The organism is Rhodococcus sp. 14-1411-2a (assembly GCF_002259485.1).
Classification (GTDB): Bacteria; Actinomycetota; Actinomycetes; order Mycobacteriales; family Mycobacteriaceae; genus Rhodococcoides.
In genome coordinates, this window is record NZ_NPGA01000008.1 from 166,466 (window position 1) to 186,622 (window position 20,157).

Below are 20,157 nucleotides of genomic sequence, written 5' to 3' on the forward strand. Positions count from 1 at the left end.
CGAATGCGCGCGCATTTGCCCCACCCAGATCACCCAGCAAATGCCACGCACCACCACCCATCACTTGTTCGGCGGCGCATCCTTCTCCGTCACTGCTTCCGGCTCGTCGTAGGTGACTGTGATGTCCTGAAATCCCTTGTTGCGCTGCGCTTCTGCTTGGCCGGTGTAGGAGTTCTTGTCACCCTCGGTGAGCTCGACGTTGTCGGTGAACGGCGTCAACAACGCTCGGGGATGCAGGTGGTCGACGCGTACGGCGTTGATTTCGATGCACAGCACGATCAGCACCGACGAGACGTAGAGGAAGCCGAGCAGGCCGAGGACGATCGCGAAGATCCCGTTGCTGGCGCTGGCGTTGCCGACGACATAGCGAATGTAGATGCCGCCGAACGATTGCAGTGCCTGCCAGACCACCGCGGCGATCGCGGCGCCGGGCAGAACCTCGCGCACACTCAGGGCGCGGGCGGTCCCGATGCGGAACGCGGCAATGAAGACCACGGCGTTGACCACGACTGCTCCGACGAGTGCCAGTGCGCCGCCGGCGAATCCGAACACGCCCGAGGACGCGACGCCGTTGAGAACGGTCAGTCCGATGATGGCGGTGCCGACGGTACTGAGCAGCACCAGCCCGCGCAGCCGACCCTTGATCGGATCCGGTTGTTCGTTTCGCGGGACCGACCACGCGGTGTTCATTGCGTACTGAGCGGCCAGTGACACTCCCAGTCCGCCGTACAGCGACCCCACCACGCCGATGACGATGGCGGTCGTTCCGCCGCTGAGGCGATCCGGCTGTCCGAGTTGATCACCGATGACCGGGATCTGGCTCATGGCCGAATCGATGATGCGGGTCTGCAGTTCGGGGTCCCCGGCCAGCACGATTCCCAGCACGGTGGTGAAGAGCAGCAGCAACGGGAACAACGACAGGAACGAGTAGTACGCGATGAGGGCCGCGAGGTAGCCGCCACGGTCGTCGAGAAATTTGTACAGCACTGCCAGCGGGAAACCCGCCGACGGATGCCTGCGCTGATAACTGTCCACCTTGGCGACCATCATCGGTCGAATGTAACCACCGCAGGCACCACGGAAACGTCGACGGTACGTGTGACCCAGATCTCAACATGCGAACGTGCGCTTTCGTCGACGGGCTCCGACTAAGTCTTCAGTACCAACCCGGCACGAGGAAAGGAACTCACATGAGCTTCATCGACAAGGCCAAGAACGCAGCAGAGGACGCCATCGGCAAGGCGAAGGAAGTTGTCGGCGACGCCACGAACAACAAGGACCTCGAGGCCGAGGGCAAGAAGGATCAGGGTTCGGCAGGCGTGAAGAAGGTCGGCGAGAACATCAAGGACACCTTCAAGTAAGTCGTATCTCGGTGAGGGCCGTCGATCAGGTGATCGGCGGCCCTCGCGCTGTGCGACGTACAACCGTTTCGGCGGAAGCGTATAAAGTGCACAGCGCTGGCTCTCGAGCCGGCACGGGCGTCCAGCAGAAGGCGCAAGATCGTGGATCTCTCCGGCGAAGAGCGGCAGGGGTCCTATGCGAGAGGACCGTGTGAATGTCGCAATCATCGCCCGATGTGCACCTTCCCGGATCGTCCCCTGCATCGTCACTCGCCGAGTTCGCGCGGTCGTTGCGTGATACCCGCCGTTCGATGCCCGAGACGATGGCAGAGATCTTGCGCACCTCCATTCGGCTCATACCGGGTGCAACCGTCGGCTGCGTCACCACGGTCAGCAAAGGCGTCCGCACCGTGGTGGCATCCACCGACCCCCTGGCCGAAAAGCTGTGTCGACTGCAGTACGAGCTCGACGAGGGCCCGATTCCCACCGAGGTTCGCCACTTCGATGTCGTCGTCTCGGACGACCTCACGTCCGAGCCACGATGGCCGGAGTTCGCGGTTCTGGCCGTGAACGAGGGATTCAAATCCTTGGCGGCGTTTCAGCTCTACAGCAACGCCGACGACCTCGGTGCGTTGATCTTCTACAGTGACGAGCCGCGTGCCTTCGACGTCGACGCGGTCGAGATCGGGGAAGCCCTCGCAGCGCATGCCGCCATTGCCTTGCTCAGCGCCCGCGACAACGAGCAGTTCCGGACGGGCCTGGCCAGTCGCGACATCATCGGCCAAGCCAAGGGAATGATCATGGAACGCTACGATCTCGACGCGGTGCAGGCGTTCGAGCTGCTGGCGAAGCTGTCGCAGCAGCAGAATCAGCCTTTGCACAAGGTGGCTCACGACTTGGTCGATACCGACCACCCGACCAATTCGACCTTCTGACGACCCCAGGTTTCGATCTTTCGGTCACGAGGAAAGCAATCGTTGGTATCGGCAGGCAACACGCGATACCCGCGGGCGGTTATGTCGTTGAGCCAACAGCGATCGACCGCTCGTCGCTAGCGCTCCGGTTGGCAGGTCGGACACCACCATGTTCGACGCTTGTTCGGGTCTCCTGGTGTCTCCGCGACCACCCGAATCGCCGTTCCACACCGCAGACACGGCTTTGCGGCCCGCCCTGCAACCCAGTGTGATCGGCCCCGGCGAGTGTCCCCGGTGGTCACCTGCATCGCACCCGGAACTGTCGCCGAATGACGCATCGCCCGCTCGAGCAACGCGACCAATCTCTGCGCGTCGACATCACTCGACGGCGTCCACGGCCACAGGCCGCGCAGAAAACACAGCTCGTTGGCCCACAGATTTCCGGGACCGGCGATGACCCGCTGATCCAACAACGTCGCAACGATCGGACGACTTCCCTGGGCCGCGATGTTGGCAACTCCGCGCTCGGCGTCGAACGTCGGGTGCAGCGGGTCCGGCCCGAGATGCGCGATCAGCGCGTTCATGTCCCTCGTGTATCCGTAGTCGACGACCGGCAGCAGAACTCCGTAGGCGGTCCGCCCGTCGACCACGGCAAGCCGGACGCGCACGTCGGGTCGGATGCGCTGCGGAATCGAACGACCGGCCCGCACCACCGTCCACGAACCGCTCATCCGCAGATGCGTGTGCAGCGTCGTGTCGTTTTCGAAATCGGTCAGCAGATGCTTGCCGTGTGTTCGATGCCCGACGACGGTTCGCCCGGCCAGATTCTCGACTGCGTGCGCCGGCACCTGCAGCCGTCCGGCCCGCAGCGTCGCGCCGTCCAATGCTCGACGCAACCTTGCGGCCAGTGCAAATACAGTGTCGCCTTCGGGCATGCTTCTGGGGTATCCCGCTCGGCACAACCGTAATCGCACGCTCGGCCCGCTCGTACGATGAGCGCCTCCGCCGACGCCGACATCACCGTGAAGCGACACCGGCCGGACGCGCCGGACAGTCGTTGGACCTCGTCGACAGACCGTGAGCCCAGGGCGCGACCGACGACCGGAGAATTCCCGACGGCGTCGGCCGCAATACGGATTCGAGTTCGGCCAATGGAACCGGTGCCTCGACGAGGGATTCCCACGGATACTTCTCGCCGGTATCACGGAGGAAGGCAACGGCCTGGTGGAGGTGCCGCGGCTCGTAGTTGTGGATTCCGGTGATGGTCAGCCAGTTTCGGACCACCGCTTCGGGGTCGACGGTGATCGGGGCACCGGGCGCGACGGAGCCGGCGAGGACGAGCCGCCCACCGACGTCGAGTCGCCCCGAGGCCGCCTGCACAGCCGAGGACGATCCGGAGAAGTCGATGGCCACATCGGTGCGTGCACCGTCGTCCTCCACGGCCCCGAATGCACGGGATTGTCTCTGCCGCTGCAGGTCTCGGTCGAGAACCGACACCGCTGCACCTCGCTCCCTGGCCGCCGCAGCGGCGGTCACCCCCAGCATCCCTGCCCCGACGATCAGCACTCGTCGACCGTCGAGCGCACCGGCGGCGTCGAGGGCGGCCATCACCGTCGCTGTCGCACACGCTGCGGGCGCGGCGACGGCGTCGGGCATGGTGTCGGGAACTCGGACCACTGCGGTTCCGCGTGGGAGCACGATGTGTCGAGCATAGGAGCCGCTGAGAGCCCATGCGCTCTCGGCAGACTCGTGACCCACCTTGCGCACGGCCGAACATTTGGCCGTGAACCCGCGGACACATCGGGCGCACCGGCCACAGCACACCGTGACAGACCAGACGATCCGATCCCCCACCTCGACAGCCGATACCGCATCGCCGACGGCAATCACGTGACCGACGGCCTCGTGCCCGAGCACCGACGGGCACGCACCGTGCCGTCGACCGGACACGGTGTGCAGGTCGCTCCCGCACACCGTGGCGAGATCGACGCGCACCAACACCTCACCCGATTCGAGAGCGGGAATCTCCATGTCCCGCAGTTCGATTCCACTCCCCGTCCAGACGGCGGCCTGTGTCAGACCAACAATGATCTGATCCATCCGGAGATCCTTTCCACGATGTACACGACGACGAAGATGACGAGAACGATCGCACCGGCGACGTCGAAGTTCAGAGTACGAATCGACTCGAAGAGCAGGAAGCCGATACCGCCTGCACCGACGATCCCCAGGATGGTCGAGGTGCGGATGTTCACGTCGAGCAGATACAGGCTCGAACCGACCATCGACGGAATGGCCTGAGGAACAACGGCACTCAGTGTCCGATTCCACCAACCGCCACCGACCGACGCCACCGCTTCGAGGGGACCGGGATCGATCTCCTCGATCGCGTCGGCGACGAGTTTGCCGAGAAATCCTACGGACCCGATGGCCAGTGCACAGGTTCCCGCCACCGGGCCCAGTCCGAGCGCCGCGACGAATACGACAGCGAGGATGAGTTCGGGGACCGCGCGGACCAGCAGGATCCAGGATCTCGCGACCCAGTACACCGCGGGATGCGGAGTTGCGTTGCGCGCGGCCAGAACTCCGACGGGTATCGACAGAACGATACCGATGGCGGTGGCCACGACTCCGATGGCAACGGTCTGTACGGCGGCGTCGAACAGGTCCGCTCCCAGCGCGGAGAAGTCCGGTGGGACCATACGCCCGAACACCTCGATCGACGGCCCGATCCACGTCAGAAGCGAGCGCGGATCCAATTCGAGCACCACGAACGACGCCACGACCGCGACGACGAGCACGGCCGACGCTCCGATGCGCATCAGTCGATCGCGCTGCGGGCCGGCCGCGGACGGCACCAGCAACATGCGGCGAAGAGCCATCGCCGCCAATTCCATCGCGGCGATGATCACCAGGATCACCAGTACGATGCCGAGAGCACGCGGGTAGATCAGGCCCCGCAGAGCGTCCTGCAGGGCGAACCCGATACCGCCTGCCCCGACGAAGCCGAGGACCACCGACATGCGCAGATTGATGTCGATTCGATAGACGAAGGCTCCGATCCACGCCGGAACGACCTGCGGAACAACGGCATTGATCATCTCCCGGTAGTAGCCGGCACCGGCGGCACGGATCGCCTCTCGCGGTCCCACGTCGGTCTCTTCGATGGCATCGGCGAACAGCTTGCCGAGCATGCCGATGGAATGCAGTGCGAGGGCGAGGATGCCGGGCAACACTCCGATCCCCAGCGCCCTGACGAACAGCACCGCGAACAGCAGATCCGGCATCGCCCGGCAGAACGTGATGACGGCGCGAGCAACGCTGTAGAGGACCGGATGCGGCGAGGTGTTGCGCGCCGCGAGAAACGCCAACGGCACCGAGACGATCGCTGCGAGCACGGTGCCCAGTACTGCCATGAGCAATGTGTCGAGTGCGAGGGAGACGATCCTGCCGGTGTCGTCCACGCGGGGCGGCAGCATCCGCTCGAGCAGGTTGCCGACGTCTTCGAGACCGTCGATCAGGGTCGTCGGCGCGAAGTCGATGTACCCCGCCGAGAGCACGGTCAGGACGAGCGCGGCGACGCCCAGCGCCGGGAACAGCCATCGACGTCGCCGCGGATCGTTCTGTGCAGCAGTGTTCGTGGGCTTCGGTTCGACCGTGACGGTCATGTCGGTGCCACCGCGGTCATGTTTCCGGGGTCGGGCGCGATCCGCTGATAGATCGGCATGATGTCCTCGCGTCGGAGACCGGCGGCCGGGCGATCGAGCACCACCCGACCGTCCCGCAGACCCACGAGCCGATGCGCCCAGCCGAGCGCAAGATCGACCTGATGCAGGGTGCACACCACGGTCAGCTTCTCCTCGCTGCACACCCGCTGCAGCAGATCCATCACCACGCCCGCGTTCTCGGGATCGAGCGAGGCGACGGGCTCGTCCGCGAGCACGATCCGCGGACGCTGCATCAGGGTGCGTGCGATCGCCACCCGTTGCTGTTGCCCGCCCGACAGCGTGTCGGCCCGCCGCTGCGCGAAGTCCGCCAACCCGACTCGGTCGAGACAAGCCCGGGCTTCCTCCCGCATCGCTTTCGGATAGGTGAAGGCTCCGTAGCGCGGGAAGGACAGGCGACCGATGCCGCCCACGAGTACGTTCTCGAGACAGCTCAACCGACCGACGAGATTGAAATGCTGGAAGATGAAACCGACATCGCGGCGCAGTTCGCGCACTCGGCGACGGTTCGCCAGATCGACGCGAGTGTCGAGGGCGGTGACGCTACCGGAGGTGACGGGCTGCAACCCGTTGATGCACCGCAGCAGCGTGGACTTCCCGGAGCCGGAAAGCCCGAGCAGTACCAACATCTCACTGTTGTGCACGTCGAGATTCACGTCCCTGAGCGCGGTGGTGGGTCCGAATGTCTTGGTGACATTGCGAACGCTGACCACGACATCGCCCCGGTCCATCGGTGCGGACATCATCAGCCCTGGCACTTCTCGGAGCCGGTGACCTCGCATACGTGGCGGACGCCGTCGTAATCGCTGTCCTGCGCCGGCACGACGCCCCAGGCGTCCTCGTCGGTGATGCGGCATTCCTCGGCGCAGATGCCGTCCGCGACGAAGGCATCGGAGTTCATGCCCTCGCTGAAGACGTCCTCGAGCTTCGCGATGGCGTCGGCACCGAGATCGTTGTTGGCAGCGAAGAGCGAACCGGCGATCATCTCGGACTTCCACACTGTCTTCAGCTCGCCGGGTGCCAGCTCGCCGTTGTCGATCATCGTTCGGTCGACCATGGTGTCGAACGCGAAACCGGCATCGCAATCACCGGCTTTGACGGCCAAGGCCGAGGCGTCGTGTCCACCCGCGTAGATCGGGGTCATTGCACTCGAGATGTCGGCCTCCGCACCGGAAGCGATGACATCGTCCTCGATGAGTCCCGCTGTCGGATAGAGGAATCCGGAGGTCGAGCTGGGGTCGACGAAACAGACCTTCTTGCCGGCGTAATCGGCGAGCCCGTCGACCGAGGCATTGTCCGAACGGGCGATTCCGTAGGACTGGTAGCCGGGCGGAGTTCCCTCGTCCTGAACGACGGCACCCAGCGGCGTCATGTCTGCCCCGTTGATTCCGGCGACCACGTAGGCGAACGGGCCGAAGAAGGCGAGGTCGACATTGCCCGCGATCAGGCCCTCGACCACACCCGCGTAGTCCGAGGCCTGGATGAACTCGACGGTTGCTCCGGTCTCGTTCTCGAGGCGCTCGATGACCGGGTCGTAGCTGGCCTTCAGGTCGGTCGAGTTCTCGGCGGGAATGGCAGCGAGCGTGATGGTTTCGGGGAATCCTTGCTCGGTGGTGGCTCCATCGGAAGAACTGGAGCAACCGGCTGCAACGAGTGCGGCAGCCGAGAGCACGGCCGCGGCGGTCACAGCGCGACGGTGAGAGGTGGCGATCATGGCGGGGTGTCCGTTCGGTGAGGTTCGGGCGAGGATGGTGTTCACGGCAGAACGATGGGGGGAAGGTCGGCGACGCTGTCGAGTACGTGCGTGGCACCGGCCTCGCGTAGTCGGTCGACGGAGTGAGCTCCGGTGAGCACCCCGACCAGCAGAGATGCGCCGGCCCGGCGACCGGACAGGATGTCGCTCGAAGTGTCGCCGACAACAGCGACCGCAGCGATGTCACTGACCTCGGCGAACAGCGCGGCGGTGAGCACGAGATCCGGATGCGGCCGGCCACGACCGGCCTCACCGGGTGCGAGGAACGCGTCGGGCAGATCCTGCCAACCGAGCGTGTCGATGATGCGCTCCTGTGTCGGTGCCGAGAAACCCGTGGTCAGCACGACGCTGATCCCGGACTCGCGGAGCTTCGTGATGGCCTGCGCCGCACCGGGAACGGGCGCGATACCGTCGTCGATGCGGGCGTCGTAGGCCGACTCGAAGGCGCGGTTGGCGGCCTGGGCACGGTCCTCGGTTCCGAACAGCGCACGGAACACCTCGATCTTGGACTGACCCATCGTGTCCAGGACGTAGCGCCGGGCGTCGTCGCGTTCGGGTCCCTCGGATGCGAGTCCGACGGCGGTGGCCGCGACGTCGAACGCGTCCAACACGAGTCCGTCGTCGGTGACGGTGGTTCCTGCCATGTCGAGGACGACGAGTTCGATGTCGGTACTGGTGTTCGGGGCAGTGGAGTTCGGCATGAGTGAGAGACTGCCGTTTGGTATAGACCATTGCATGGAACTCGAGTGAACGACTCGTGAACGTCACACAACAGTTAGGTCTAGACCAATTGGTGCTATGGTCGGCTCATGGTTGTGGACAGCGAACCCCGCGTGCTCAAGCACCAGATCGTGCGTAGAAGTCTCGACGACATGCTCGACGGCATGACGGCAGGCGACGCATTTCCGTCCGAGCGCGATCTCGCCGATCGATACGACGTCTCACGCGAGACCTTGCGTCAAGCCATTCGAGAACTGTTGGTGGCCGGTCGAATCGAACGCCGCGGACGAGCGACCGTCGTTGCCGAACCCAAGGTGGTATTGCCGTTGGCCATCGGGTCCTACACCGAGGCAGCGCGCGAGAAGGGCATGAGTGCCACCCGAATTCTGGTCGGCTGGGACACGTTCCGAGCTGACGACGCCCTCGCGGATCTACTCGGAATCGAGACCGGTTCGGAGGTGGTCCAACTCGAGCGCGTCTTCACCACCGGGGACGTCCGAGTGGGTCTCGAGACGACTCGCATCCCCGCACACCGTATTCCGGGGCTGCAGGACAGTTTCGATCACCGAACGTCGTTGTATGCCGAATTGCGAACGCGCGGAGTCGTCTTCGGACGAGTGGTCGACACCATCGAAACCGTCCTTCCCGACGCCCGAGAAGCTGCGCTCCTCACCGTCGACACCCGCACACCGATGTTTCTGCTCGGCCGCGTCTCCTACGACACGGACGGGGTTCCCATCGAACACCGACGGTCGCTCTACCGCGGAGACCGGATGACCTTCACCGCCGTCATGGATGCCTGATATGACCAAAAAATACGACGTCGTTGTCGTCGGTGCCGGGATCGTCGGTCTCGCTCACGCCTATCACGCTCACCGACGCGGCCTGACGGTAGCAGTGGTCGATCATGCCGATCGGGTGGCAGGTGCATCGGTGCAGAACTTCGGACACGCCTGCATCACAGCGCAATCCGGTACTGCACTCGACTACGCTCGGGCCGGCCGCAGCCACTGGCTCGACCTCGCCCGTACGGCAGGTTTCTGGGCTGTCGAGTCCGGTACGCACTGCGTTGCCCGGCACGAGGACGAGTACGCAGTGCTCGAGCAGTTCGCCGAACTGCGGGGCAAGGAGCAGGTACGACTACTGGGCCGCACCGAGGTACTGGACCGACTCCCCATTGCCGACACCGACGTGGTGGGCGGCATGTATCTGCCGCTGGACGTCCAAGTGGACCCACGCGCCGCCGCCCCGGCCATCGCACGTTGGCTCGACAGCTCCGGGGTCGACTTCTTCTGGCGCACCGCCGCAACGTCGTTCGCCCCCGGCGTAGTCCACACCTCGCGCGGGGAACTGCGGGCCGGCACCACCTTCGTCACCGTCAACCACGACATCGATCGACTGTTTCCCGAGTACGCCGAACGCGACGCACTGGTGCGATGTCGGTTGCACATGCTGCGCGCCACGCTCCCCCTCGACTCACCGCTACCCACACCGCTGTTCACCGGTTGGTCGCTCCTCAGGTACTCGGGTTTCGAGAACCTGCCCGCCGTTGCCGACGTCGCTGCCCGCCTGCAGGCCGAGTATCCCGGCTACGTCGGGCTCGATCTGCACCAGATGTACACCCCACAACCGGACGGATCGATCCTGCTCGGCGACACTCACGTTCGTGAGATCACCGCGTCGCCGTTCCAGAGCGAGGAAGGATTCCAGGTGCTGCTCACCGAGGCCCGGTCGCTCTTCGGAGTAGACCGCATCGACGTCACCGAGCGATGGCAGGGAATCTACTGTTCGGCACCGGGTTCGGAGTTCCTGCTGGAGGAACCGGTGGACCGCGTGCACATCGCCACCGTTACCACCGGGATAGGCATGACGACCAGCATGGGCCTGGCGCTGGCCAACGTGGACAGAGCTCTGGCACCGGCCTGAGTGCACCTCGTGAAAACCCAGGTGCCACGGTTACCCGAACAGACTCTGCCCCAGGTAGCCGTCGTCGACCACTCCCGGAAGTATCGCGAACACCGCAGAACCGATCGGGGTGGTCCATTCGTTCAACGCATCGAATTCGTCGAGTCGTTGCTGAATCGGCAGGAACTGGGTGAGCACATCGCGCTGATAGCTCGCGAACAGTAAGCCGGTGTTCGACAGCGATCCGGCAGCCGGTGGGTCGTCGTAGTTGTAGGCCCGCCGGAAGATTCGCTCGCCGTCGTGAACATGCCGTGCCCTCGCGATGTGCGAGGACGGTGGGATGACCGGAATTCCGAATCGATCGGTTGCGTCGAAATCGGCCTCGTCGAACTCGGCGGTTCCGGTCAACGGGGCACCGGTGTCGAGGGTTCGCCCCACCGACAGTTCCCGGCCGGGTCGATCCAACTCGTCCCAGGTGTCCATCTCGATCCGGATGCGCCGCAACACCATCGACGTTCCGTGTTTCATCCAGGGCTGATCGCTCCCGTCGTCCCAGACCAGACCGTCGAAGTCGGTACTTCCGGCCTCCGGATTGACGGTGCCGTCGACCTGTCCCATCAGATTTCGCATCGTGGTGCCCGATTCCTCGGTACCACGCGAACGCCGGAATCCGCGCTGTGTCCAGGCGATCGTCACCAACGAGCGCACGTTCTTGGTCAGTACCCGCACAGCGTGCGCAACGGTGACGGGATCGTCCGAGCACACCTGCAGCAACAGATCACCGCCGGTGAATCCCGGTTCCAGGCGGTCGATTCCGAACGCAGGAAGCGGTGCCAGCCACGACGGCCGCCGATCCGGCAGACCGGTCGCATCGAACACACCCGGACCGAGCCCGACGGTCACCGTCAGGCGGGCGGGCTCGAGCGCCAGTTCGGCTTCGGTATCGGCCAGTGCGGGTGCACCGGACGTCAACCGTCCGATGTCCTCCGTCCAGACCTTCAGGATCCCGATCAGCTCGTCACGTCCGACGCGCTCATGCATGTTCAACCCGACGAACATCGAGTGTGCCTGCGGCGGAACAGTATCGACACCGGCTTGATGGACGCCGCGCCACGGCACGGTCTCACTGCCGGTGGCCGTCTGCTCGGCTCGATTGCCGACGATCCCGTAACCGGTCGCGGCTCCCACGCCCGCGACGCCGAGCGCGGCGACGCCTCCACCGAGGAGACGCCGCCGGCTCAGCGAGCGTGGTGACCGGTTCTCGTTGTCAGCCACCGTGTGCCGGCGCGGGGGTCGCCGACCCGTCCATGTCCATGGTGCCGGGCTCGTAATTCTCCTGGGCCCCGGAGAAGTCACGGACCTGCGCGGTGAACGTCGTGCTCGACGCGTCCTCGAACTCGAGGGTGAATTCCGCGTCGGCTCCGGGGGTCAACGGCGACGTGACGTCCATCAGCATCAGGTGATCGTCGCCCGCGGCGAGCACGTGCGTACCGCCCGCCGGGATGACGAAGCCTCCCTCCTTCGGCCGCATCACCATCGCCCCGTCCGCCCCGGTTGCCATCTCGTGCAATTCGATTCGGCTCGACGCCGGAGACGATGCACCGACCACGTGCACATCGGAGTCGCCGGTGTTCTGCAGTTCGGCGAATGCCGCCGTCATACCGGAGTCGGCCGCTTTGACCCATTGCTCGCGTACGACGACGGAATCGGACTCCTTCGCCGCGGCGGCGGGCTGGTTGCTGGAGCATCCGGTGAGTACGAGTCCGGTGACCGACAGTGCGGCCAACAGTGTGGAGGTGCGACGGGTGAGATTCATGCCAGTTCGCTTTCGTGTGGGGAAGTAGTGGAGTTGGAAGCTCTGGTCCGTGCTCGACGGATCGATCCGACGACCACGTCGACGGCGAGGAAGGCCACCAGGCTCAGCCCGAGGAGTGGGACGAACCAGCCGACAGCGACAGCGACGACCACCAATGCGGCGACGGACATCGGTGAGATGCGGCGAATGCCGCCGCGCAGAGGCGGCCGCCCTGCTGTGAGGCCGCTTGCCTTGGTGGGGCGGCGTTTCCACCACATCATGTAGCCCCTGACGATGACCGATGCCAGTGCGACGGCGAGCGCAAGCAGTGCAAGCTGATTGGCGACCCCGAACAACGTGCCCATGTGCAGCTGAATACCCCAGGCCGACAGCTTGGCCGCGAGGGGCCAATCGGAGAAGAACACGGTGTCGATCACTGTGCCGGCGGCACCGTCGATCGAGATGGAGTCGTTCGACATCACCCAGGGCTGACGGGTTTCGGCGACGACGAACGCCGTGTCGGCCGATTGTGGAATGGACGCTTCCACGGCACCGCCTATTCCGTTGGCTCGGGCGATCCCCAGCACCGAGTCGATGCGTTCGACGTTGTCCTCCGTCGTCGATGCGTCGGCCGGCATGTCCATCGAATGACCGCCGTGACCAGAATGATCGGTCGTCGCCGCGTCGGAGGATCCGATGGTCTTGGTGACGGCGGGGGTGGTCCAGCTCAGTGCCGACCGCAGCTCGGTGACGTTCTCCCCGGCGTAGGTGGACCATGTCAATCCGGTGGCGGACAGGAAGATCAGACCGACGGCGATCCAGATACCGGCCACGCCATGCCAGTTCAAGGACCTGTTGCGGCCCTTCGACTTTCGATCGAAGGTCAACAGCCTGGCCTTGTCGCGATTGCGTCGATACCGCTCGAACCACAGGTACAGGCCGCCGAGCGCGATCACCCACAACCACGAGGCGGCGAGTTCACTGTAGAGGCGACCTGGCTCCCCCAGGTGCAGATGGCGATGGAGTTCGGAGATCCAGGTGCGCAACGGTAGGGCGCTGGAGGAGCCGTACACCGCCAGCTCACCCACGGACGTCGCGGTGGCGGGGTCGACGAAAACAGCCAGCCGCTGCGATTCGCCCAAGCTCGGGTCGGTGAACATCACCCGAGTGGTGTCGCCGGCCTCGGCGGCAGGGCGAACGGCGGCGACGGTGAGGTCGGGTCGTTCGGCCTGCGCTACCCGAATCTGCTGGGCGACGGGGACGGCCGGGCCGGTCGTGTCCACGTGGACGTAGTCGCGATACACGAGTTGTTCGATGGTGGGAGCCACAGCGTAGAGGCCGCCGCTGATGGTGGCGATCAGGATGAACGGTGCCACCAGGATGCCTGCGTAGAAGTGCAGACGCATGATCAGCGGCCGCCAGCTTCGGGGGCGATCGGGAGGGGTGGGAGGCGATGGATCGGCAAGGCGTTCCAATTCCGGTGTGGACATGAGGACTCGTTTCGTGAAGGCATGTGTGGGCGCGCGCAGTGGTGCGCGAGAAGGCATCGCTCAGACGATCGGGCGTGCTCGAGGCAGCGCGGATCGCGCGATGTGAGGGCTCGTCGAACAGACAGCGACAGCTCGATACCCGACGCCTACGTACAGGGCGGGTGGGAGTGACGAGCTGCGGTCAGGTCCGAAGCGCAGGCGGTCCGCGGTTTCCGCAGCCCGACAGGTCGAGCAGACGAGGCGTTCCCGGGAGTCGGTAGACCGGAAGTTCTGGGGCGATGCGGGACTCGTCGACGACGAGAGCCGCCAACAGAGGCAGGGCCTCACGTAGCGAGGTCACTGCGCGCCGGATGCCGTGCTCCGCTCCGCGGATGGCCAGAGCGCCGACCAGGATGGCAACCACATGGGCCGCGAACATCTGCTGGGTGAGCATCGAACCGTGATGGTGACCGTCGACGGCGGTGAGCAACAGGTGTCCGACCGACTGCGCGGCAGTCAGGATCATCAGCAGCTGTGCGCGGGGTGCCGCCGGTGTCGGTGCCGCGGCGGTCGCGTAGCCGATCGCAGCGGAGACGACGGCCAACAGCACGATGGCCGCGTCGGATGGAGGCATTCCCCCACCGAACGTGTGCGCTGCGACGGTGACCAGCGCCGACAGTCCGCCCACGGACGCACCGCGCAGGAGCGCGAATCCATCCGTTGGCGCAGACATGGACGGGAGCTTACTACCGACTACACCGAGTAGTAGTCCAGGTACCGGAACGACGCCTCCGAACCCCACAAGCCGGTCCGACGGTCTTTTTCCGGTTGGTTATCCTGATCATCGGTACTCGAACCATCAACGGTCGAGCCGCGAGATCGAGAGTGGACTCACATGGCAGAGAATTCGGACGCGGCCCAGGCTCGGGTGTTCGCCGACATGCTGACCGCCGAGATCGCAGCCGCGTCGAGTCGCGTCGAAGAGTCCGAGCAACTGGCGCGCAAGGCCTTGCGGGTAGGCGATTCCCGCAGCCATGTGTGGCACAGCGACGAAGCGCAGACCCAGAAGCAGGCGCTCTACGAGCTGTATCGCCAGCTCGATGCGTTGCGCAACCGGTTTCCCGCCGTCCACTCCGGCTCGTAGAACGTCCCGTCGATCGAACTACAAAATTTCTTATCGACACTGATTACCATGTTGACTTAGAGTTGGAGTCCATGGCGGAAAATTCGCTCGATTCCACGGTCGCGCGCGTCCAGGACGTGCACCGACTCCTCGTCGATCGCGGCACCGGCGCGAACTTTCCGGCCGTGCCCGCAGCAGACGGAACTTTTGTTCTGCCGTCGCCACCGCCTCTCCCACCGATGCGCCTCGACACAGCACTGCGCGCTCGACGGTCGCACTACCGATTCGCAGATCTGGACGCACTGCAGCTCTCGACTCTCCTCCGGTCCGCAGCGGGGCCCGGCCGGACCTCCGCGCGGACGGACGGCACGACGCACACATACCGGATGAATCCGACTGCCGGCGGTCTCGACTCGATCGACCTGCACCTCGTGGCCCTCCGGGGCCCAGCCGAGATCGACTCGGGGACCTACCTGTTCGATCCACACAGACACGTTCTGAACAGAACCGGTACGGGACCGTCCGTCGATGCGCTCGAATCATGTCTCGTACAGCCACAATTCGCGCGCCGGGCACCGTTCGTCGCCGTACTCGTCGGACGCCTCGACCGAACCCTGATCAAATACACCGAACGCCACTATCGCACCCTCCACATCGACGCCGGCATCGCCGCGCAGAATCTCTACTTGGTTTCGACCGCACTCGGATTGGCCTGCTGCGCCATCTCAGGCTTCTACGACGACGAGATCTCGCACTTGCTGCGTCTGTGCCCACTGTCCGTTCCGCTACTGGCTTTCGCGCTCGGCGGACTCGGCGAGGACTGCAAGCAACGGTAACCGCGGCACCCCGAGCCACAGGGCTGCCGTCCCCGCAAGAGCGAGCGCGCCCGCTCCGAGGACGACGGCCGCGGTCACGCCGAACGTACCGGCGACGGCCCCGCCTGCCGCAGCGCCGAAAGGAGTCCCACCCATCGCGATCATCCGCGCCGTGGTGTTCACCCGGGCCTGCAGGTGGTCGGGCGTGACGGACTGACGAACCACGATGCCGTTGACGACGATCATGGTGTTGGCGGCCTGATAGACGATCAGGAGCAGCAGAGAAACGGCGAGTACTCCCGTGATGGACCACGCCAGCATCGACAGGAAGGCCACCACCACGCCGAGACAGGTGATCATGCCGGTGCCCACCACCCGCTGGATGCGCGCACTGACCAGGCTGATCAGAAATGCCCCGACAGCCGTTGCTGCATAGAGTGATCCGATTCGCGCATCCTCGGCGGCCAGACCGAGCTGACGGACGCCCACGACCACCATCAGTCCCACGACCACACCGTTGGCGACACTCACCCCGACGCCGACCGCAGTCAGGGCACGCACCACACGATGATGCCGAATGAATGCCAACCCCTCGCCGATCGAAGTGCCGAGACCGGAACCGACCGAAAACGGCGCGGCCCGCACGGGTAGCGCGATCGTCGAGGTGACCACTGTCGCGACGAGAAAACACAGAGCATCGATCGCGATGGCACCCGGCGGACCCAGCGTCGTCGCAGTGATGCCACCGAGCAACGGGCCTACGATCCCGATGACCGTGCCGACGCTGACGAGCGTGCCTGTCGCGTCGGCGATCCGATGGCGGCCCACCAAAGCCGGTACGACGCCGAAGGACGCGGCATCGAAGAACACGAAAAGTGTGGAGACGGCGAACGCGACGATCATCAGATGTGCAACCGTCACCGACGCAATCAGGTGAGCCACCGGAATACTGGCCAGAGCGAGAGCACTGCCGAGTTGAGTTGCGAGCAGGACTACGCGACGGTCGTACCTGTCGGCGAGCGCACCTGCGATCAGTCCGAACATCAGGTACGGCAACGACTCCACCGCAAAGGCGACACCGGAGAGCAGCGGCGAGCCGCTCAACTGGTAGACGAGCATCGGCACGGCAACCGTGGACATCGCGTTGCCGATCCACGCGACCGCACGCGCCAGGACGAAACGGCGAAAGCCGGTCACAGACTCGGGGGCGCAGCGAGCAGCAGCGTGTTCGGATCGGTCGGGTCGCAATCGGGTGCGTACCGTCGAGCGATGTCGCGCCACCGAGGTAACCCGAAATAGGGAAATGCGGCTGGGGCGTTGGGAATCAAGCCGGAGGCACAGACCCGGGCCACCCGCAGTGGCGTCGACGCCACGTCCGAGGTGGTGATATCGCAGACGACCACCTCGTGGCCCGCTACCGCGAGTGCGCTCCGCATACCGTCGGCGGTGCCGCGGGGAAGCTCGTCGATCGATACCGTCGCGGCCGGATTCGTGAAGCGAGGAAGATATGCGGCCTGAGTACGGGGATCGAGCCACACCTGGGCTTGTGCACCCAGGTCGCGGATGTGTTCACTGCACTCTCCGGCGGCATCGAGGTAGCTGCGATCGGCGCGGTGGTCCAGGTAGAGACCCGGCGACAGCACCCCGGCGCGCATCGATCCGAACACCCAGCCGTCTGCCTCGAGCAGTCCTCGAGTGAAGACCCAACTGTGGATCGCTTCGAGAACGGCCTTGCGTGCCGTGTCGACCGGGTCCAGCTTCGCCGAGAAGCCGCCTGCGACAATCCCGAGTTCGAGATCGTGAACAACGGCCGCCACCACCGGAACTTCGAAGTACGACGGCAGCTCGAGGAGATGACACCGCAGTCGTGAGTCGCCGAGGTCTGCCGCGAGCCCGGGCACCGATGCCGGATCTATCCCCCGCGCAGGGAGGTTCAGGTGCCACCACAGCGACAGCGAATCTCGCTCCACGAGTTCGAGCAGTCCACGTCCGGCGGCGTCGTCGAGCCCCTGTCCTGTGGCGATGCCGGCGTAGTTCAGATGGTGAAGCCACGGGTCCGTCCGGCGAGATCCACTGCGCCAGTTCAGGTACACGTACGAGGCCGGGATCGCGACACGCGCACCGTCGTCCGACACCCCGTCTACCCAGGCGACTCGAGACTCCTCGGTGAATTGCTCGAAGGGGAAGCCTGCCGAGTTCAGCTGCCACGGCGCGAAGAACTCGAATGTGTCGTTCCCCCAATGGCGGACACCCTCGGCGCGCAGTTCCGCCGGCGTTGCGTAGCGCAGAGTGTTCGGGACGTAGTTTCCGCAGTACCGTTCCACTGCTTCGCCGATCGCGGCGATACGGGCTCCTGCTGGGTCCGCGAAGGTGGTACCGAGCGACACCAGATCGCAGGGCCAGTTTCCGAGCGCACGAGTATCGGCGATCTCCGCCGTGAGCCCGACGTACCGTTCCGGCAGACCGTCCAGCCTCTGGACCGGATGCAACGCACGGATGAGTCCGGTCAACGGGTCGACCAGATCGTCTGCACTGAAACCGACCCCGCTCATACGGGCATCTCCAGCTCGATGCCTCGCACGGTGCGCTGCATCGGCACCGCTCGGATACCGTACAAGTGGTCTTCATCGGTGTGCAGATCGCGGGCATATCGGGGGAAGGCGTGGGCCGAGATCATCAGTGTCAGTTCCTCTCCCTCATGGATGTGTGTGGACAGCGGAGCGAGGTGCACGACGGAGCCGAGGGACATGCCCTCGGTGAGCTGCTCCACCTCGCCGCCGCGTCTTCGGGCGAGCAGCATCGCACCCCAGTGCCGGTCGCAGTCGCCGCCGACGACGCGCACCACGGGAGTTCCGACAAGGGTTCCTGCGCGCCACGGCACCGGACGGGTAAGGCAATCCGAGCGTGTCGTCAGGCTGCGAACATCGGTGTCGGACGTGCAGGAAGGGAAGGGCTGCAACGGATTTGCGACGAAGCTGCCACCAGTCAGCGCGACCGTCACTCGGGCGTTCGGCCAGGTCTGCAGCCGCAGCGGACCACCGGGGTGACCGTACAACTGCGCTCCGGTCCACGGGTGACCGTCGAGCACCGCACCCAGCCACTTGCTCATCCGCTCGGCGCGACCCGACGCCTGCATCGAGTGATCCCACGGTCCGAGGGCGAGTGCCGACGGGCCACCCCACGACGACCAGAGGTCTATGGTGTCCTGGCCGAACCAGTCCGCGGTCCCGCCCTGCGCCAGTAGCGGGCAGCGTTGTGCTGCAGCATGGTTCCTGCGCTCCTCATCCACCCTTTCCGACGCCAGTACGGACTGCCACGACGGTATCCGGGGGCTCGACGAGTCTCCGATGTCGGACACCGGCAGCGTCTCCAGCAGATCCGCCGACGCCGAACTCCCGCGAGAGTGGGCAGCATCGCCGTGCTCGGACCACCAGCCGAGGCGAGACTCCAGGTGGAAGGCCCGATCTCGATTTCGCGCCGTCTCCCCCATACCCAGAGCGGGCACCGCGACCGACACACCCGCCAATCCCTCGCATTCACCTGCGGCAAAGGTAGTTTCGATTGCGCAGTGCGCCCCGTAGGACGTGCCGTAGAGGAACAGGAAAGGCGCCTGCGACCACCACGGTTGTGCGGTGATCCATTCGACGCAGGCCAGGCCGTCTGCCCCTTCGCCGTGATACGGGTGGAACGACCCGGCGGAGCCGTACCGGCCGCGCACGTCCTGTACGACGGTGGTGAATCCTCGATCGGCCCAGCCCGCGGCCTCGGCGAGATGAGCTTCGCTGTTGTAAGGCGTGCGAATCGTCAGCACGCCACGCGGACTTCGCGCCGTCACGACGAAAGTACGGAGTCCCCCGACCGAGTACTCGCGTCGCGTCATCGAGGTGGTTCCGGCACAGGAAGAATCGGGTGCCGAGTCACCCGGAGCGTACGGAGGTCGATCGCCGTCACGCAATGGTCGGCCGTAGGACCGATGACCTCCGCCAGGACCTGAGCAGCCACGAACTCGGCCGCCGCGTCGGACACCGGATGAATCGGCGAGATCAATCGCCGCCCGCCGGCACGAGGACCGTAGCCGTCCTCGATTCGTTGCCTGTTCCGACGGGATGCGGCGCGCCGCATCGACACGTCGGTCAGCCGGACCCCCTCGGGCACCACGAGGTACAGATTGCCTTCACGGAAACAGGCGATCGCCCCTTCGGACCGCAGAGTGTCGACGCCGTCGTCACTCACGGTGATCGATCGAGTCGCGGCATGCCCTGTGGACATACCCACGCGTCCCAGCATCCCCACCAGCGCAGCAGCTACGGAGCCACAGCCGAGCACCGCAACCGTATCGGTGGACGAACTGGAGACGATGTGGCCTGCAGTGAGCAACGCGGACAGCGCCGTCTTCGGTTTCGCAGAGAGCTCCGCTTCGGTACCGGTCAAGGCCCCGGCCAGTTGGTCGAATTCCTCGTGGTCGAGCGCGAGTGCGAAGTGTTCGTCGTCGGCGGTGCGGAGCACGAATCCCGAATCGGATTCGTACAGTTCGGTTCTGGGTGCAAGTTCCATGGCGATGGCCGGCCGGGGTCTGCACATCGTGGTGTGCAGACCCC

The 20,157-nt window shown here is 65.3% G+C and carries 21 protein-coding genes; 6 read left to right on the top strand and 15 right to left on the bottom strand.

Annotated features, from left to right (window positions below; genetic code table 11):
- Window positions 1-60: 60 nt before the first annotated feature.
- Window positions 61-1,050, bottom strand: coding sequence for a YihY/virulence factor BrkB family protein (locus CH291_RS04695; RefSeq protein ID WP_373455106.1), 990 nt, complete (start codon window positions 1,048-1,050; stop codon window positions 61-63).
- A gap of 140 nt (window positions 1,051-1,190) precedes the next feature.
- Between CH291_RS04695 and CH291_RS04700 the strand changes: the two genes are divergently transcribed.
- Together CH291_RS04700 and CH291_RS04705 are read left to right on the top strand one after the other, a co-directional pair.
- Window positions 1,191-1,361, top strand: a complete 171-nt coding sequence (locus tag CH291_RS04700; RefSeq protein ID WP_027495724.1) for a CsbD family protein — start codon at window positions 1,191-1,193, stop codon at window positions 1,359-1,361.
- A 194-nt stretch (window positions 1,362-1,555) separates the two neighbouring features.
- Window positions 1,556-2,275, top strand: a complete 720-nt coding sequence (locus CH291_RS04705; RefSeq protein WP_068056101.1) for a GAF and ANTAR domain-containing protein — start codon at window positions 1,556-1,558, stop codon at window positions 2,273-2,275.
- 116 nt (window positions 2,276-2,391) lie between these two features.
- Here the strand turns inward: CH291_RS04705 and CH291_RS04710 are convergent, their stop codons facing one another.
- From CH291_RS04710 to CH291_RS04735, 6 genes are all read right to left on the bottom strand, one after another.
- A complete protein-coding gene (locus CH291_RS04710; RefSeq protein ID WP_094686841.1) occupies window positions 2,392-3,189 on the bottom strand; it encodes a DNA-formamidopyrimidine glycosylase family protein in 798 nt (265 codons plus the stop codon).
- Window positions 3,190-3,271: 82 nt separating this feature from the next.
- On the bottom strand, window positions 3,272-4,354 hold the full coding sequence (locus CH291_RS04715; protein ID WP_094686842.1) for a zinc-binding dehydrogenase: 1,083 nt from the start codon (window positions 4,352-4,354) through the stop codon (window positions 3,272-3,274).
- Window positions 4,330-5,922, bottom strand: a complete 1,593-nt coding sequence (gene phnE, locus CH291_RS04720; RefSeq protein ID WP_094670474.1) for a phosphonate ABC transporter, permease protein PhnE — start codon at window positions 5,920-5,922, stop codon at window positions 4,330-4,332. Before phnE ends, CH291_RS04715 begins: the two co-directional genes overlap by 25 nt.
- The gene (phnC, locus tag CH291_RS04725; protein WP_179272164.1) at window positions 5,919-6,725 is read right to left on the bottom strand and encodes a phosphonate ABC transporter ATP-binding protein; all 807 of its coding nucleotides are present in this window, start codon (window positions 6,723-6,725) and stop codon (window positions 5,919-5,921) included. Before phnC ends, phnE begins: the two co-directional genes overlap by 4 nt.
- Entirely contained in the window at window positions 6,725-7,693 is a 969-nt protein-coding gene (locus CH291_RS04730) for a phosphate/phosphite/phosphonate ABC transporter substrate-binding protein (protein ID WP_094638269.1), read from the bottom strand. Before CH291_RS04730 ends, phnC begins: the two co-directional genes overlap by 1 nt.
- 41 nt (window positions 7,694-7,734) lie before the next feature.
- On the bottom strand, window positions 7,735-8,433 hold the full coding sequence (locus CH291_RS04735) for a phosphonatase-like hydrolase (RefSeq protein ID WP_179276440.1): 699 nt from the start codon (window positions 8,431-8,433) through the stop codon (window positions 7,735-7,737).
- 108 nt (window positions 8,434-8,541) lie between these two features.
- On the opposite strand from CH291_RS04735, the gene CH291_RS04740 reads away from it, so the two are divergent.
- Together CH291_RS04740 and CH291_RS04745 are read left to right on the top strand one after the other, a co-directional pair.
- Window positions 8,542-9,255 (top strand): GntR family transcriptional regulator, encoded by a 714-nt coding sequence (locus CH291_RS04740; RefSeq protein ID WP_068056090.1) that lies wholly within the window; start codon window positions 8,542-8,544, stop codon window positions 9,253-9,255.
- Window position 9,256: 1 nt separating this feature from the next.
- Window positions 9,257-10,378: a TIGR03364 family FAD-dependent oxidoreductase gene (locus tag CH291_RS04745; protein WP_094686844.1), complete on the top strand. Its 1,122-nt coding sequence runs from the start codon at window positions 9,257-9,259 to the stop codon at window positions 10,376-10,378.
- Between the two features lie 30 nt (window positions 10,379-10,408).
- On the opposite strand, the gene CH291_RS04750 is transcribed toward CH291_RS04745, so the two are convergent.
- From CH291_RS04750 to CH291_RS04765, 4 genes are all read right to left on the bottom strand, one after another.
- On the bottom strand, window positions 10,409-11,632 hold the full coding sequence (locus tag CH291_RS04750) for a Dyp-type peroxidase (protein WP_094686845.1): 1,224 nt from the start codon (window positions 11,630-11,632) through the stop codon (window positions 10,409-10,411).
- Window positions 11,625-12,173, bottom strand: a complete 549-nt coding sequence (locus CH291_RS04755) for a copper chaperone PCu(A)C (protein WP_094686846.1) — start codon at window positions 12,171-12,173, stop codon at window positions 11,625-11,627. Before CH291_RS04755 ends, CH291_RS04750 begins: the two co-directional genes overlap by 8 nt.
- A complete protein-coding gene (locus CH291_RS04760; protein ID WP_094686847.1) occupies window positions 12,170-13,642 on the bottom strand; it encodes a PepSY-associated TM helix domain-containing protein in 1,473 nt (490 codons plus the stop codon). The genes CH291_RS04755 and CH291_RS04760 overlap by 4 nt, the downstream gene beginning before the upstream one ends.
- A gap of 181 nt (window positions 13,643-13,823) precedes the next feature.
- Complete coding sequence (locus CH291_RS04765) at window positions 13,824-14,354, bottom strand: hypothetical protein (protein WP_082898847.1); 531 nt, start codon at window positions 14,352-14,354, stop codon at window positions 13,824-13,826.
- A gap of 162 nt (window positions 14,355-14,516) precedes the next feature.
- On the opposite strand from CH291_RS04765, the gene CH291_RS04770 reads away from it, so the two are divergent.
- Complete coding sequence (locus tag CH291_RS04770) at window positions 14,517-14,765, top strand: hypothetical protein (protein WP_094686848.1); 249 nt, start codon at window positions 14,517-14,519, stop codon at window positions 14,763-14,765.
- A gap of 71 nt (window positions 14,766-14,836) precedes the next feature.
- Window positions 14,837-15,580 (top strand): SagB family peptide dehydrogenase, encoded by a 744-nt coding sequence (locus tag CH291_RS04775; RefSeq protein WP_094686849.1) that lies wholly within the window; start codon window positions 14,837-14,839, stop codon window positions 15,578-15,580.
- Here CH291_RS04775 and CH291_RS04780 read toward each other — a convergent pair.
- The 4 genes from CH291_RS04780 to CH291_RS04795 are packed head-to-tail and all read right to left on the bottom strand — an operon-like array spanning window position 15,530 to window position 20,140.
- Window positions 15,530-16,840: an MFS transporter gene (locus CH291_RS04780; RefSeq protein ID WP_306437674.1), complete on the bottom strand. Its 1,311-nt coding sequence runs from the start codon at window positions 16,838-16,840 to the stop codon at window positions 15,530-15,532. The two genes, CH291_RS04775 and CH291_RS04780, sit on opposite strands and share 51 nt — an antisense overlap.
- A complete protein-coding gene (locus CH291_RS04785) occupies window positions 16,753-18,111 on the bottom strand; it encodes a YcaO-like family protein (protein ID WP_094670481.1) in 1,359 nt (452 codons plus the stop codon). Before CH291_RS04785 ends, CH291_RS04780 begins: the two co-directional genes overlap by 88 nt.
- Window positions 18,108-19,439, bottom strand: a complete 1,332-nt coding sequence (locus CH291_RS04790; protein WP_068056070.1) for a CocE/NonD family hydrolase — start codon at window positions 19,437-19,439, stop codon at window positions 18,108-18,110. The genes CH291_RS04785 and CH291_RS04790 overlap by 4 nt, the downstream gene beginning before the upstream one ends.
- Window positions 19,436-20,140: a hypothetical protein gene (locus tag CH291_RS04795; protein ID WP_141215261.1), complete on the bottom strand. Its 705-nt coding sequence runs from the start codon at window positions 20,138-20,140 to the stop codon at window positions 19,436-19,438. Before CH291_RS04795 ends, CH291_RS04790 begins: the two co-directional genes overlap by 4 nt.
- Window positions 20,141-20,157 lie beyond the last annotated feature (17 nt).

Bases quoted from the DNA above. Each gene is read 5' to 3' on its own strand.
- CH291_RS04790 (WP_068056070.1), bottom strand. From the start codon at position 19,439: ATGACGCGACGCGAGTACTCGGTCGGGGGACTCCGTACTTTCGTCGTG.
- CH291_RS04745 (WP_094686844.1), top strand. From the start codon at position 9,257: ATGACCAAAAAATACGACGTCGTTGTCGTCGGTGCCGGGATCGTCGGT.
- phnC (WP_179272164.1), bottom strand. From the start codon at position 6,725: ATGATGTCCGCACCGATGGACCGGGGCGATGTCGTGGTCAGCGTTCGC.
- CH291_RS04695 (WP_373455106.1), bottom strand. From the start codon at position 1,050: ATGATGGTCGCCAAGGTGGACAGTTATCAGCGCAGGCATCCGTCGGCG.
- CH291_RS04740 (WP_068056090.1), top strand. From the start codon at position 8,542: ATGGTTGTGGACAGCGAACCCCGCGTGCTCAAGCACCAGATCGTGCGT.
- CH291_RS04785 (WP_094670481.1), bottom strand. From the start codon at position 18,111: ATGAGCGGGGTCGGTTTCAGTGCAGACGATCTGGTCGACCCGTTGACC.
- CH291_RS04715 (WP_094686842.1), bottom strand. From the start codon at position 4,354: ATGGATCAGATCATTGTTGGTCTGACACAGGCCGCCGTCTGGACGGGG.
- CH291_RS04735 (WP_179276440.1), bottom strand. From the start codon at position 8,433: ATGCCGAACTCCACTGCCCCGAACACCAGTACCGACATCGAACTCGTC.
- CH291_RS04775 (WP_094686849.1), top strand. From the start codon at position 14,837: ATGGCGGAAAATTCGCTCGATTCCACGGTCGCGCGCGTCCAGGACGTG.
- CH291_RS04700 (WP_027495724.1), top strand. From the start codon at position 1,191: ATGAGCTTCATCGACAAGGCCAAGAACGCAGCAGAGGACGCCATCGGC.
- CH291_RS04765 (WP_082898847.1), bottom strand. From the start codon at position 14,354: ATGTCTGCGCCAACGGATGGATTCGCGCTCCTGCGCGGTGCGTCCGTG.
- CH291_RS04710 (WP_094686841.1), bottom strand. From the start codon at position 3,189: ATGCCCGAAGGCGACACTGTATTTGCACTGGCCGCAAGGTTGCGTCGA.
- phnE (WP_094670474.1), bottom strand. From the start codon at position 5,922: ATGACCGTCACGGTCGAACCGAAGCCCACGAACACTGCTGCACAGAAC.
- CH291_RS04755 (WP_094686846.1), bottom strand. From the start codon at position 12,173: ATGAATCTCACCCGTCGCACCTCCACACTGTTGGCCGCACTGTCGGTC.
- CH291_RS04730 (WP_094638269.1), bottom strand. From the start codon at position 7,693: ATGATCGCCACCTCTCACCGTCGCGCTGTGACCGCCGCGGCCGTGCTC.
- CH291_RS04795 (WP_141215261.1), bottom strand. From the start codon at position 20,140: ATGTGCAGACCCCGGCCGGCCATCGCCATGGAACTTGCACCCAGAACC.
- CH291_RS04705 (WP_068056101.1), top strand. From the start codon at position 1,556: ATGTCGCAATCATCGCCCGATGTGCACCTTCCCGGATCGTCCCCTGCA.
- CH291_RS04760 (WP_094686847.1), bottom strand. From the start codon at position 13,642: ATGTCCACACCGGAATTGGAACGCCTTGCCGATCCATCGCCTCCCACC.
- CH291_RS04770 (WP_094686848.1), top strand. From the start codon at position 14,517: ATGGCAGAGAATTCGGACGCGGCCCAGGCTCGGGTGTTCGCCGACATG.